Origin of the sequence: Virgibacillus sp. MG-45 (genome assembly GCF_036409425.1) — a bacterium.
In the GTDB taxonomy this organism is placed as follows: Bacteria; Bacillota; Bacilli; order Bacillales; family Amphibacillaceae; genus LDC-1.
In genome coordinates this window covers 145,298-159,339 of record NZ_JAXOFU010000008.1, presented here as the reverse complement: position 1 = coordinate 159,339, position 14,042 = coordinate 145,298, and the positions used below count along the sequence as shown (strand labels likewise).

At 39.3% G+C, this 14,042-nt stretch carries 12 protein-coding genes; all 12 read right to left on the bottom strand.

The genetic code is table 11. The features are described from left to right. Positions 1–40: 40 nt before the first annotated feature. Positions 41–772 (bottom strand): LytR/AlgR family response regulator transcription factor, encoded by a 732-nt coding sequence (locus SPK86_RS10500; RefSeq protein ID WP_284139179.1) that lies wholly within the window; start codon positions 770–772, stop codon positions 41–43. After that, positions 765–2,513 carry a sensor histidine kinase gene (locus tag SPK86_RS10495; RefSeq protein WP_330949319.1) on the bottom strand — a complete coding sequence of 583 codons (1,749 nt, stop codon included), beginning with the start codon at positions 2,511–2,513 and terminating at the stop codon, positions 765–767. The genes SPK86_RS10500 and SPK86_RS10495 overlap by 8 nt, the downstream gene beginning before the upstream one ends. Before the next feature lie 46 nt (positions 2,514–2,559). Further along, on the bottom strand, positions 2,560–3,513 hold the full coding sequence (locus SPK86_RS10490) for a threonine ammonia-lyase (protein ID WP_330949318.1): 954 nt from the start codon (positions 3,511–3,513) through the stop codon (positions 2,560–2,562). 144 nt (positions 3,514–3,657) lie between these two features. Continuing rightward, entirely contained in the window at positions 3,658–5,154 is a 1,497-nt protein-coding gene (locus SPK86_RS10485) for a tripartite tricarboxylate transporter permease (protein ID WP_284139176.1), read from the bottom strand. A 12-nt stretch (positions 5,155–5,166) separates the two neighbouring features. Beyond that, positions 5,167–5,625 carry a tripartite tricarboxylate transporter TctB family protein gene (locus SPK86_RS10480; RefSeq protein ID WP_284139175.1) on the bottom strand — a complete coding sequence of 153 codons (459 nt, stop codon included), beginning with the start codon at positions 5,623–5,625 and terminating at the stop codon, positions 5,167–5,169. A gap of 123 nt (positions 5,626–5,748) precedes the next feature. Continuing rightward, the gene (locus tag SPK86_RS10475; protein WP_330949317.1) at positions 5,749–6,756 is read right to left on the bottom strand and encodes a tripartite tricarboxylate transporter substrate binding protein; all 1,008 of its coding nucleotides are present in this window, start codon (positions 6,754–6,756) and stop codon (positions 5,749–5,751) included. A 187-nt stretch (positions 6,757–6,943) separates the two neighbouring features. Beyond that, positions 6,944–7,621: a response regulator gene (locus SPK86_RS10470; protein ID WP_330949316.1), complete on the bottom strand. Its 678-nt coding sequence runs from the start codon at positions 7,619–7,621 to the stop codon at positions 6,944–6,946. A 20-nt stretch (positions 7,622–7,641) separates the two neighbouring features. Next, positions 7,642–9,261 carry an ATP-binding protein gene (locus tag SPK86_RS10465; protein WP_443089774.1) on the bottom strand — a complete coding sequence of 540 codons (1,620 nt, stop codon included), beginning with the start codon at positions 9,259–9,261 and terminating at the stop codon, positions 7,642–7,644. Between the two features lie 151 nt (positions 9,262–9,412). Then, a complete protein-coding gene (locus SPK86_RS10460; protein WP_284139171.1) occupies positions 9,413–9,613 on the bottom strand; it encodes an alpha/beta-type small acid-soluble spore protein in 201 nt (66 codons plus the stop codon). Between the two features lie 110 nt (positions 9,614–9,723). Then, entirely contained in the window at positions 9,724–10,674 is a 951-nt protein-coding gene (locus SPK86_RS10455) for a dipeptidase (protein ID WP_330949314.1), read from the bottom strand. A 168-nt stretch (positions 10,675–10,842) separates the two neighbouring features. Further along, positions 10,843–11,550, bottom strand: a complete 708-nt coding sequence (locus tag SPK86_RS10450; protein ID WP_330949313.1) for a gamma-glutamyl-gamma-aminobutyrate hydrolase family protein — start codon at positions 11,548–11,550, stop codon at positions 10,843–10,845. A 16-nt stretch (positions 11,551–11,566) separates the two neighbouring features. After that, positions 11,567–13,981: a penicillin acylase family protein gene (locus SPK86_RS10445; RefSeq protein WP_330949312.1), complete on the bottom strand. Its 2,415-nt coding sequence runs from the start codon at positions 13,979–13,981 to the stop codon at positions 11,567–11,569. Between the last annotated feature and the right edge of the window lie 61 nt (positions 13,982–14,042).

The window sequence follows — 14,042 nt, the reverse complement described above, 5'->3', positions numbered from 1 at the left end:
CATGCCCAATTAAACTACTAACATGCATTATCTAACTCCATTAAAGCTCTAACCGATTTCGAAGCTCCTTCACATAGTTTCTACTAACTGGGAGCTTTGTTTTCAACCCATCAAGTTCAAGTTCATACGCGCCATTAAACCAGGGGCTTAGCTTGGAAATATACGTTAAGTTCACGAGATAGCTTTTATGAATCCGAAAAAAAGAAAAGGCCGTTAATCGACTTTCCAATTCCTTTAATGTAGCTTTAATAGAATACTTTCCTTTTTTCGTAATGATTCTCGTGACCTTATCATCACGATAAATATACAAAATATCTACTAAGCTTAAGTAGGCTATTTCACCCTCCGCTTCTACGGCTAGCTTTCCTACCGTACTTACTGTCTCTTTTCCTCCATCAGTTATGAGTTTATTTTCCAAACGCTGTACAGATTGCTCTAGCTGTGCAGGATCATAAGGTTTTAATAAGTAATCAAGTGCATTTATGCGAAATGCTTCTGCTGCAAATTGCGGATATGCTGTAGCAAAAACGATAAAAGGCACCCTCTTTAGATTCAATAATGATCGGGCAACTTCAAGCCCATCCATTTTAGGCATTTCTACATCAAGAAATACAACATCCGGTTGCAGCTGCATTATTTTCATGATCGCTTCTTCTCCAGTATCTGCCTCACCGATAATTTGAATGGATGGATGTGCCGCTAATAAGAAAATAAGCTCCTCTCGTGCATAACGTTCATCATCAACAACAAAAGCTTTTATGCGTTTATTCATGGATATGCACCTTCTTAGGAAGTCGAAAAGTAATCGCTGTTCCTTGTGCCTGTTGACTCTTAATCATTAATGCAGCTTCTTCCCCATACGTCATAATAAGTCTTCGGTTCACATTGTATAATCCCATTCCTGTTCCAGATGTAGAACTAGAATCCATGCGTTCCTTTCCTATGCGTGAGATTTTCTCTTGTCCAATCCCTTTTCCGTTGTCCGTTACTTTAATCGTAATATGTTGATCCTCCATCTGCATAGAAATTGTCACCTCACTATTCATTTCCATATCCTTTATTCCATGTCTAACCGCATTTTCTACAATTGGCTGTAATGTAAGTGGCGGAATATTCCACCCTAGAACCGCTTCATCAATATCATAAATAATCTTCAATTTATCAACAAAACGGGCTTCTTCTATTTTTAGATATGCCTTTACATGTGCTAGCTCCTGACTTATCGAAACCAATCTTGCAGTCGTTCCCGCTAGATTTTGTCGAATAAAATAAGAAAGGGAAACTAATAAGGCTCTCGCTTTATCTGGGTTCGTACGAATAAGGGATACAATAATATTTAACGAATTAAATAAAAAGTGTGGACTAATCTGTGCCTGCAGTGCCTCAATCTCTGCTTCCTTTGCTAATTGATATGCCCGATCTGCTGCAGCAATTTCAAGCTGATTACCAAGCAAAGCACTTAATCCCGTGACAAGTTCAATGCTAACATCTGTAATCTCTTTGTCGGTACGATAATAAAGCTTTATCGTTCCAACCGTTTGGTCCCGCTGCTTTAATGGAGCAACAATTGCAGCACCCAATGGACAATTCTCTGTTTTACAATGTATTGTCGTCTCCTTGGCAATGATAAGTTTTCCCGTTCGAATAACTTCCTCGGTAATATCCGTTAGAATCGGATGGTTCGCTTGATGGTGATCACTCGCAATGCCGACATGTGCTAAAATATGTGTCCGATTTGTCATGGCAACCGCACTTGCTTCGATTTCCTCATATAAAATAGAACAAACTGCGTGAGCAGAAGTTGTGTTCATCCCTTTACGTAAATAGGCTAACGTTTGATCTGCAATGCGAAGCGTTTTTTCTGCCTGTTGTGCATCTGCTTTTTCTTTTTCATTAACGACACTTTGGACAATTAATAGGAATATAGCTGTACCGACACCATTAGCTATAATCATTGGCATTCCAATCACTTCTACTAATGTTAGCGCCTTTTCAAATGGCTTAGATCCAAGTAAAATAATCCCCATTTGAAGCATTTCTGCTAATGCTCCAATTGCAAAAGCAGCTGGCAGCTTGATTTGCTTTCCCTTTTTCCGAAACAAAGCGGCAAGTATGCCCGACAAGATGGTAGCCGTTCCACAGGAGATAGCAGTAAAGCCTCCGAGCGTAAAACGGTGCAACCCTGCAATTAATCCCGCTCCTAAACCAACACGGTAGCCACCAAGTAATCCAGCTATGACCACTCCAATTACGCGAGAATTGGCAATTGCCTCATTAGATGTTAGCGCTACTTGCACACTATTAAAATGAAGCGCATTCGTGTCAAATGCAACACCTAAATAGGTGCCTGCAATTCCAAAAATACCAAAAAACAAAATCGCAGTAATTTCCTTTTCTCTACTTAGCCTATCTCCATGCACCATCTCTTGAAAAAAACGGAGACGTGTCACGATGAAGGCAACAGCAATAATAATTCCTACTCGTTCCAGCATAATAATAAAAAGCTCCACCATCGCCATTACCTCCACAAAGTTTTATTCTCTATTATGACCGCATATGTTACAAGCCTGCTAACATCGGTTCAATTGTGTGAACATCAACATTCCCCCCAGAAATCACACAAACAATTCGTTTATTTAGTACTTGTAGTTTTTCAGATAAACATGCAGCTACGGTTGTTGCGCTCGAAGGTTCAATTAATTGCTTCATCCTTTCCATTACAAATAAAAGTGCTTGCTTTATCTCCTCTTCACTAACTAAAACTAAGTCATCTAAATAGTTTTGTAAGATTGGAAAGGTGAGATCTCCAGGCTGGCTTGTCCGCAATCCATCTGCAATTGTCGAAGTCGGTGAAATCTGTGTAATATGACCATTTTTAAGAGAGAGATATGTATCATTTGCCGCCTCAGGCTCTACACCAACCACCTGTATAGACGGATTTGTCTCTTTTATCGCGGTTAATATACCAGCCATTAAACCTCCACCCCCAACAGGTACTACTACAATATCTGCATCCTTTACTTGCTCGATAATTTCCAAGCCAACCGTTCCTTGACCAAAAATAATTAACGGATCATCATACGGCGGAATATACACCCCTTGCTTTTCAATCGCTAATTCCTTTGCTTTTGGAATTCGTTCAGCGGATGTCAACCCACAAGCTACAATGTTCCCATGATAGGATTGAATTGCTTTTACCTTGCTCACATTTGCGTCCTCCGGTACGACTATCGTTGACGGAATACCTAGCGTTTGCGCCACATACGCGACCGCCTGTCCATGGTTACCAGAAGAAGCTGCAGTCACATAAGTAGTTCCTTTCGCTACTTCTTGCATCACTTTATTTGCTGCACCACGAATTTTAAAAGAGCCTGTCTTTTGCAAATGCTCTGCTTTTAAAAAAATATTATTTTGACACCGTTTTGAAAGCTGGCTTGAATGCAATATTGGTGTCTGATGAATAAAAGGTTGAATTCGTTCTCGTGCCTTATGGATATCTCCAAGATTCCCCATTGCTCCACCCCTAACGAATAAATTATTTTTCTATTATACTAAAAATTAAAGCGCTACCATTCAATATTCCATTATAAATTGAATGAAAGCGCTAATCTAGTTTTTATTTATTCTATTATTGTGACACGTAGTTAATTTTTTACGCTATACGCGTTCCTTCTTACGATTTCGGAGCAAGCGCACAAGTGGAAACATAAAAGAAAGAAAGCCTACAATTAATAAGCTTAAAGCAATAGGTTCCTGAATGAAAATCGCTAGACTTCCATTTGAAATCGTCAAGGATTGTCTAAACGCTTGTTCCATCATACCACCGAGAATAAAGGCTAAAATAAACGGTGGTGCAGGAAAACGAAAAATCCGCATTAAAAATCCAATAACCCCAAACAGCAGAAGTAAATATAAATCAAAAGTATTAAAATTGATCGCATACACACCAATAACACTAAACATAATCACGAGTGAAATTAACAATGGTCTTGGAATTTTTAAGATTTTTGAAATGTATGGGATTAAAGGCAAATTTAAAACGAGTAAAAATACATTTCCAATATACATACTAGCAATAATTCCCCAGAAAATCTCCGGATGATCCGTCATGAGTAATGGACCTGGTTGAACTCCCAAAACAAGAAACGCTCCTAGCATTACTGCCGTTGTTCCAGACCCTGGGATACCAAGACTTAATAATGGAACAAAGGCACCACTTGTAGCCGCATTATTAGCAGTTTCAGGAGCTGCCAATCCTTTTACAGAGCCTTTACCAAATTCCTCTGGTTTTTTCGAAATCTTCTTTTCTGTAATATAGCCAATAAAAGAGGCGATTGTCGCACCTGCTCCAGGTAAAACACCAAGCAGAAACCCAAGGAAGGATTGCCTTGTCATTGGCCCTCTCATTTCCTTTAATTCATTTTTCGTAATACGTAAACTTCCGAGCTTATGGGCATTGTCTATGGATAAATCTTTTCGATTAATAATTAATGTACAAACTTCCGCTAATGCGAACAAGCCAAGGGCAATAACTAGAAAATCAATTCCCTCTAATAGGTTGGCATTTCCAAAGGTAAAACGCTGTGTGCCTGTTTGTGCATCAATCCCAATTGTCGCTACCATAAATCCAATTACTGCTGAAATAAGCGCCTTTACAGTTGATCCTTCAGAAAGACTCGTTATCGCGGTAAGTCCCATAAACATAAGCGCAAAATATGCGGGTGGTCCAAAAGCAATCGCCACACTAGATAGCGCAGGAGCTAGCAGCATTAGTAAAATAACACTCACCGTACCACCAACAAAAGAAGATATTGCGGCAATGGCTAATGCCTTCCCTGCCTTTCCCTGCTGGGCCATAGGGTATCCATCAAATGCAGTAGCTACAGTTCCAGAAACACCTGGTGCATTTAATAAAATGGAAGAGGTGGAGCCTCCGAATATAGCACCATAATAAACACCCGCCATCATAACTAATGCCAAGGTTGGATCCATTCCAAATGTAATTGGAATCATAACCGCAATCGCACTAATTGGGCCTAAACCTGGTAGCATTCCAATAAACGTTCCAACAAACACACCAATTAATACAAATAAAATTCCTTCCATACTAAATGCAACCTGAAAGCCTGTTAAAACACCTTCAATTGATCCCATCCTATTCCCCCCTTAAAACGGCAATATCCCTTGTGGCAATGAAATTTTTAGTAGCTCCGTAAACGTGACATACATAAAGAGTGGGAAAAGAATTGCCACAAGTGCATTTGTCATATGTTTTTTATAGCCTAAATACAAGGAACAAAAGAATATAAAGATTGCCGTAGATAACACAAACCCAAGCCATTCCAAGCAAAAAATATAAAGAAAGACAAAGACAAAAACAACCAGTAGTGCAGCAATATCTTTTTTCGGAATTCTCCGTTGCTCTTTTTCCGCTTCTGTTTCTGTATCCTTGGAAAAATACAACCCGATCGCTAACAGGATTAGCAATACGCCCAAGCCTTTCGGTAATACATCTGCATCAACAGGTGAATATGGAAAGGAAGGAAGCTGGAAAGCGAGTAGCAAATACCCCACTGCCACAACAATCAATACGATGCTTATTTTCTGATTGATTGATTTCAGCATCTTTTCACCTCATTTCATTGAAATAATTCAAATTGAAAAAGAAGCATGGCTGCCCAACCAATATAATCAGTTAGGACAGCCTTGCCACATCGAAAAATCAATTTAATTCATAAGCAAGTATGCTTATTTTCCGAGCCCTAGTTCATCTAACAACGATTTGATATCTTCTTTTTGTTCATCTAAAAATTGTTTATAGTCACTGCTGTTCATATACATTTCATTCCAACCATATTTCTTTCGCACATCTGCAAATTCCTTGGAATCACTAAGCTCTTTGAATTTCTCTTCATAATATTTTACTGCTGCAGAATCCATCTCTGCAGGTCCAAAGAATCCACGCCAGTTTACGAAAGTAGTGTCAATTCCTTGCTCCTTCGCTGTTGGAAAATCAGAAAGCGTTTCTCCTTCTAACCGTTCTTCCGCAGTAATACCAAGCACTTTAATCTTTCCAGCCTTCACTTGCTCTACTGTTTCAGAAACACCAGTCGAGAATACTTCCACACTTCCATTTAACAACTGTGTTAATCCAACCCCATCTGGATCTGTTACATACTTAATTTTTTTCACATCTACCCCTGCTGCTTTGGCAATCTTTACAAATTGAATATGGTCCATTGAACCAGGAGAAGATGTACCAACAACAGTTATGCTTTCAGGGTCTTTTTTCATATCTTCAAATAAATCATTTAAATTGTCCCATTTAGCATCTTCCCGTACAGCAAATGCTCCATAATCAGCGATCATATTTGCTAGAGGTGTAAAGTCCTCATGCCCATACTCAGACTGTCCATTTAACGGAACTAAAATAATTGGTGGAGATGATACAAATAAATTGTATGCACTTTCTTTTTGACCAGCAATATATGCCCAGCCTACAGCTCCACCGCCTCCTGCCTTATTAACAACACCAATATCTTCTTCAATTAATCCTGCTTCATTAAATACTTTAGCTGCCATACGAGCGGTTGTATCCCAACCTCCACCTGCTCCCGCTGGTGCTACAATTTCAATTGGCTTTTCCGGCTTCCATTCCTTATTTGAATCCTTATCACTAGAGCTCGTATCATCCGAGCAAGCACTTGCCAAAACAATGAAAATAACAAATAAAAATATGCCAGCAATCTTTTTCATCTTAATTCCCCCTTTATTATCATGGCAATGTTGTTATTGCATTCTTTATAAAAATATAAGGGATTATCTCGTTTATGTAACCGTTTTCAAAATAAATAGCAAAAAGATTTTAACGGGCGTTTTGTTCATTTTGTTCATGAGTAACTACAAATTTCAAAAAAACCACCGACAAAGGTCGATGACTCTCTTAGGCATCCTTTTTGTATGGACGATATTTTCGTTCAGGTCTCCCAACAATTCCATACTCCAGTTCTGCAATAACTTCACCAGTTGAAATTAAATATTCTAAATAACGGCGAGCGGTTGTTCGTGATACACCGATACGAGTTCCCATCTCCTCTGCAGTCATCCCTATTTCTGTTTCGTACATATTTTCTTTAATTTTTTGTAATGTTAATGGGTCAATTCCTTTTGGTGTATCCACAATACCCGGTTTTTTCACCCCAAAGTAATCATCCAGAAAAGATTGATCAATATCCTTACTTGCTTCTAGATTTTCTTTTACCTTTTTATATTTTTCAATGGTTTCAATAAACCGCTCCATCTTCACAGGCTTAATAATATAATCGAAAACACCCGTACGAATGACATCACCTACAATTTCTGTTTCTGTTGCTGCAGAAATCATGATAATATCAATATTTTGATCGATTTCTCGAATTTCTTGAATAAGCTTAGAACCGAGAATATCCGGCATATAAATATCAAGGATGACAAGCTGGACAGTTTCTTCTTTTATTAATTGTAAAGCTTGTTGGCCATTAAGTGCTTTACCAACCACCTTCACCCCAGCAATTTTGTTTAAAAATTCTTCATGAATATTGGCGATCCGATAATCGTCCTCCACAATGATGACATGAATCATACGCTATTCTCCTCCTTTCCTCAAGTAACTTGTTGAATCGTGCAATGCAATACTTTCGGAATAAATACAGAAAACACTGCCCCTCCACTTGGTTGATTATGAACTTCAATCTGACCGCCGAGCTCATGAATGATTTTTTTGACATTCGCTAAACCAAAGCCGCGATTATCCACTGCCTTAGTTGAAAATCCAAAATCAAAAATAGGCTCCATCATTTCATTTGGAATGCCGTCCCCATTATCCGCAATTTCAAAAACAATATCTCCTCCCATATCTGTTGCAAAAAACGTAACATGCTTATCGGTCTTGTTTTCTACCGCTTCCATCGCATTATCAAGCAAGTTACCTAATATTGTTATTACCTTTCCCATATCAAATTGATTTGGCAGTTCTTCAAGTGAGCTGTTCGCATCAATATGTAAGTTGATTTTCTTTTCCGATGCCTTTCCAATTTTACCTAACAAAACTGCTTGCACTGTTCTGTCCTTTAATTGACCAAGTAGTACTTTGTTCTGATGCAAATGTAGCTGTGATTCCGTCTGAATCAAATCAATTGCTTCATTATAATGTCCGAGTTGTAAAAGTCCAGATAAAACATAGAGCTTATTCGTATATTCATGTGTTTGTGCGCGAAGATCTTCGGAGTAAGCTCGCACCTCTGATAATGTATTTAGCATTTCATTAATTTCCGTTTTATCACGGAAACTAGAAACAACACCTGCAACCTCTCCACGCTTCCCAAAAATAGGGGTTCGATTCACAATTACTTCACGATTATTAAGAACCATTTCATCATCATGAACGGTCCCACCAGAACTTAAAACAGCATACATTTTCGTGTTCGGAAATACATCTTCTATTTTTTTATTGACATGATCATTCGATAACCCGAGCATGTTTTTAGCCGAATCATTCATCATCGTAATTTGTCCTTCCTTATTAATCGCAATAATGCCTTCTTTAATTGAAGATAAAATGGCATTCCGATCTCGATACAAGGAGGCAATCTGATGTGGTTCTAACCCAAATGTGTCTTTTCGAATATTATTAGCCAATAGAACACTACCAATAATTCCGAATACTAGAACGATAAAGGAGAAGCCACTCGCCTTTAAAAGCTTTTGCATAATAATCGATTGAATATCATCTACTAAAAACCCTACAGAAATAATGCCGATAATTTCGCCATCTTTATCTAATACAGGTGCTTTTCCACGTAAGGAAGGGCCTAAGCTACCAACTGCCTTGGATGTGTAATATTCACCCTTCAATAATGCACGATCATTATCACCACCAATCATGCGCTTGCCAAGTTTATTCACATCAGGATGTGCATATCGTATACTATCTGTATTGCCAACAACAACAAACTCGGCACCAACTATTTCGCGAAAATTTTCCGCAATAGGCTGAATAATCTTCTCTGGTTGCTCCGATGAAAATGCATTTCTCACAGTCGGCATGAAGGACATTGTTGTGGCAGCTTGTAACGCACGTTGACCAATTTGCTCCTCCGTTTCCTTCCATTCAAAATATCCATTTATTGCTGTTAGTAATACAGTAATACTTACAATTAGTCCTGTAATTAAAACGAGGATTTTTGTTTTTAATTTTACCCGCTTCAAATCATCCTCCCCCATCTATGTAAGCGTTTCAATTAACTTTATCATAAAAGCGAATTTATCAAAATACAAAGTGACCCTTCAATCAGAAAAGCATTATTTCCTTACAAGATAATAGTTAATTCCATTTAAAAAGAGGACGCTCCTAAATAGAGCATCCTCTAATTGGCTATTGTCTCCGATTAGCCATTGTTTCTTCGGCGATTTGGATCATTCGCTTTACCATCTCGCCACCCACCTTACCGTTATCACGTGCAGTTGTATCAGCGCCGAGTTCCACATCGAATTCATTTGCAATCTCATTCTTCATGCTATCTACGGCGTCTTCCGCTCCTGGAACTAACAATTTGTTGTTATTCCGGTCTGCCATCGATGTTCACTCCTTGTGGGTTAATGAACAGATTTCTCTGTTCCTTCTTACAATGTGAGATAATAGCCTATTCGATACGTGGAAAATCGCGGTATCCAAGAGAAAAGCTGCTACTTTGGCAAATGTGTAAGTAAATTCCGATAAGCAAACCCCTTTACCTCATCTTCTGTAAAATGCTTTAATAATTCGTTTATCAAGTTCGGATATTGTGCAGCATTTTCTAGGTCTGTTACTTTTCGGGTAATGCCATCAAAGTCAGATCCAAAACCAATTTGATGGATACCTCCAAGCGTACATAAATAGTCTATATGACGAATAAGGTCCGTAATACTTGCATGATCACTTTCTTCCTTGATAAACGGAGGATTAAAGACAACATGAATCAGACCTTTTTTTGCAAACATCGCCTTTATTTGCGAATCGTATAAATTCCTCGGGTGATCACATAATGCTCGTACGTTAGAATGGCTGGCAATTGGATAATCTGCCAGTTCTATAATATCCCAAAAGCCCTTTTCGCTTGCATGTGATACATCTGTAAACACTTGGTGTTCATTGTTTAGCTTTACGACCTCCTTACCTAGTAAGGTTAAGCCTCCACCACGCGGCTCTCCTGCTCCATCTGCACAGAGGTTCGCATTATTCCATGTCAAGCCAAGCGAAAGAACTCCTTCTCGATGTAATTGTCTTAGCTTAACAAGGTCATTCCCGAAAGCATCTGCACCCTCTAATGTAAGAACAGCTCCAATTTCATCTTCACCGAGTTGATTAAAATCGCTCCAATTCCGAATATGCTTCATTTCAGGGTTTTTTTCCAAAACTTCGCTGTGAAATAAATCAATTTGCTCTAACGCATGCTGCCATTTTTCATCCGAAGGAATTTCTGGCTCAATAAAAACAGCAAAAAACTGTGCTTGGTAACTTCCTTTTTTTAAGCGATGCAAATTCAGATCAAGCTCTGGATCGTCTCGAAAATTTAGCGGTGGTAATTTATATACCTTTCCCCTTTTAGCTTGCTGCAACTTCCACAATGCATCACAATGTAAGTCAATCACCTTCATAAGCCTTCACTTCCTTATCGATAAATTTCATTTTTCCACTTAATATCTTTAGATGAAGTAAAATCTAGACTAGCGTGAAAGCGGCTCTTTGCTTCCGAGGAAATAAGGACCTTGCCCACGGAAACTGAATTATATCCAGTTGAAACGCAAATCTCATACCATCATACGCTAGCGACAAGCATGAATAAACCCTTCGAAAATCCGCTTAGAAGCACCCTCACCAACAACAGCCATATTTTCCGGATGCCACTGCAGCCCAAGTACAAACGAATGCCCCGTGCTTTCAATCGCTTCAATAATCCCATCATGCGCAGTTCCACTAATGATAAATGGAGCCTTCACCATTCGATTAGCCTGGTGATGCCGACTATTCACACGAATCCGTTGCATATTGGTAAGCTTATGAAGCAAGCTTCCTGCTGCAACCTGAACAAAATGAGAACCATGGTAAAGCGGGGCATGCTGCTGATGTTGTAGGAGAGTCTGGTCATGCTGTGCATAAATATCCTGATACATATCCCCTTCTGCTGCAATATTTAATATTTGGCAGCCTCTACAAACACCTAAAATCGGTTTGTTTTCTTCGAGCATTTTTCGCACGAGCTGTAATTCAAACAGATCTCTCGACGGAATGATCGTTCCCAACTTCGGATGTGGCTCCTCACCAAATAATGTCGGATCAATATCATAGCCCCCAGGTAAATAAAGCCCATCTAGCTTCCTAGCAATTCGCTCTATATCTCCCTGCCTTACAATGTGTGGCAGGATAACAGGAATCCCCCCCGCCTGTTCTATCGCTCGAATATTATCATTAGATACCATATAATAGGACTCATCTACTTCCATTGATGCTGTAACTCCAATTAACGGTTTCACCAGCACTACCTCCTCATCATTTCTTCCCCATCCTATCTTCAGGCTTACTCCTTGGACGTAAAGTGAGCTTTTTTCCATCTTGTTTTTTTAATAAGGTTTGATGATACGTTCCATTTACCCAATCCTCAATTTGATCATCATACCACGCACTTCGAAAGTGTCCATCTTGCCCAGGCCCGACGATATGATAGCCTTCATCCATATTCGCTGTATCGATGACAAAGCGCCACGATGCACCATGGTCTACTTGGCCCGTTTCTAAATCAAAGGCAGCAGCCATCGGTGTCACTGCACTACCATCAACAGCCATTGGCTGCTTGCGATTAAAGAAAAATTTCAAAACGGGATTCACATCAGAAAGTGGATGATTAAATTGCACTTGATGATACGCTCCCCATTCCCATTCTGTAACATTATCACCATAGCGTTCAGTCAAACTTTCGATTGTTGATACAAACGCTTCATGCAATACATTTTGTAATCCACCTTTTTCTGAAATCCAAATGGAGGAGCTATTTTCTGCAGCTTGACGAAGTAGATTATCTGTTACTTGCCCCTGATTCGAAAAAAGCGCCAGCATCGATTCTGGAATGTCGTCATATACAAGTTCATCAATTGCAGCCATCCAATGATGAAAAACTAGCGGCTGCATTAGATTGGCATCATCATGAAAATCCCACTTTTCTGTGAGCAAGGTGAGAATTTCCCGTTCCTGTTCGCTCAGCTGTGTCCTTTTTAACTGCTGTGCAAACATCGGAATAAATTCGCGTGCGCGTAAATTCATCGTATCCATTTGGAGGGCCTGCATAGCGTCAATATTAAAAGAACTGCCGCTCTCTAATACTTCTGCTATTCGCTCATATCGATATGGCTGTGCCCATACATTACTAATATGATACGGATAATTATCAGGTGTTCCTTTATTGTTAGCTGTTGCAATATATCCCTTTTTAGGGTTAACAACTCGGGGCAACTCATCAAATGGAATATACCCTTGCCAATCCTTGCTTGCATCCCAGCCTGGCAATGGAAGCAGGGCATCTGTTCCGTTCTTATAAATAGGAATGTTACCATTCGCTTTAAAAGCAATAGTTCCATCCTTTGCAGCAAAAACGAAATTTTGTGCAGGGGCTAAAAATTTTTCTAATCCCTTTTCAAATTGCTCCCAATCATTTGCTCGATTAATATGTAAAATCGCTTCAAGCTCCGTTGTTGCCTCTAAGGCAGTCCATTTCAAGGATAATACAGTATCCTCTCCAGAAGCTTCCGCAAATTCGGAGACAATTGGTCCATGCTTTGTTTCAACGACCTGATATGGAATTGTTTCACCATCCTTTACCTTAATAGGCTCATCAATAACCGTTGCCGTATACCATTCATCCTCATACAGAAATTCCTTCGCATTATTAAGATTTCTTTTTTCAACATATAATTGCTGCACATCTGGCCCTGTATTCGTAACACCCCAGGCAATTTTGTCATTATGTCCTAGAATGATTCCAGGAACCCCAGCAAAAATAACCCCACTTACATTTAGATCTTCTGCTTGTAAGCCCATTTGGAGCCAAATAGATGGTGTCGCTAACCCGAGATGCGGATCATCTGCTAGCATTGGCATACCAGATGCTGTTTTTTCACCACTTACTACCCAATTATTGCTTCCATTAAACGGTGGTGGAATGACCGCATGCTCGAAACTAGCTGCTATATCTATTTCCGATTCTTGAATAATAGTGGGTCGATCCTTTGGATAAGCTGGAAATATTTCAAATGCTTTTTCCTCAGGAAAACAATCAAGCAAGTAATAGTTAAACGCTTGCTGTTCCCAATGTCCACCAAGATCAAACGCCATATACTTTCCAATCGTTAAGGAATCAATTGGTGTCCACTTTTCTGGCGTCATTGCCATTAACGTAAATTCAATTGGAAGTCGGTTCTCCCTCGTTGCTTCTTCAATATATGCATTCACCCCTGCCGCAAACCATTTTAAAACCTCTACTCCTTCTTTAGAATAAATCTCATAGGATTTTTCTGCTGCTCGTCGTAAACCGAGTGATCGAAAGTATTTATCATGATCTACTGCCGCTTCTCCTACAACCTCACTAAGCGTTCCAGAGGCCTGCCGTCTCGACATTTCCATCTGAAACATTCGGTTTTGTGCTTGGATATAGCCTTGTGCAATATAAAGATCCTTTTCATTTGCTGCTTTTATATGTGGAACACCGTGTTCATCCGTTATCACAACAACTTCTTCCGCTAACAGTGGAACTTCAATGGTTCCCTCCAGCTGGGGAAGCGAACGATTAATAAATCCATTCATAAATATAAATGCGATTGCACATAAAACAACGATGCTTCCAATTATAATCCAACCAAGCTTCCATTTTCGCTTCTTTTTAACTGATGCTTTCCATTGCACTGTTTCTTCCATGTCAATCCCCCTTTACCTAATCTATCACTTACTGATTATTCTGTCACTTGTTTTAAAAGGA